The sequence below is a fragment of the Stenotrophomonas sp. STEN087 genome, from assembly GCF_056759115.1.
Genome location: NZ_JBRRCR010000176.1, coordinates 1 through 479 on the forward strand (window position 1 = coordinate 1; position 479 = coordinate 479).

A 479-nucleotide genomic window follows, 5' to 3' on the forward strand; every position below is an offset into this window, starting at 1 on the left:
CTGCAGGCGCCTTCACAAGATACCTGCGCATACTTTCAAAGATCAGGGGAAGTGGCCTCAGCGCCGTTCCCGTGTGCTGCGAAGTTTCCTTCGTAGCGAGCCGCCCATTATAGCCGGCTTTTCCGCTTCGTCAACACCTTTTTTCAAGGCCGTCTCACCGGAGTGGACGTTGTTGCCGATGCTGCTTCGTCGTTGGACCCGAAGGTCTTTCGTCGTTGCGAGCCGCCTATTATGGCAGGCCTTTCAGCTTTGTCAACAACTTGTTGAAGGAACTTGAAGCTCTTCGTGAAGTTGTTACTGCAAGTCCAGGTCAAAACCAGGTGCCTGCAAAAAAAGGAAAACCCCGTTGCGCAAGCAACGGGGTTCTCGGGTGTAAACCCTGGCGATGACCTACTCTCGCATGGCTTGAGCCACACTACCATCGGCGCAGCTGCGTTTCACTTCCGAGTTCGGGATGGGATCGGGTGGTTCCACAGCGC

At 55.1% G+C, this 479-nt stretch carries 1 rRNA gene; it reads right to left on the reverse strand.

The features are described from left to right. Window positions 1-377: 377 nt before the first annotated feature. Window positions 378-479: ribosomal RNA gene (rrf, locus tag ACVOK1_RS20515) — 5S ribosomal RNA — on the reverse strand; the annotation flags it as partial.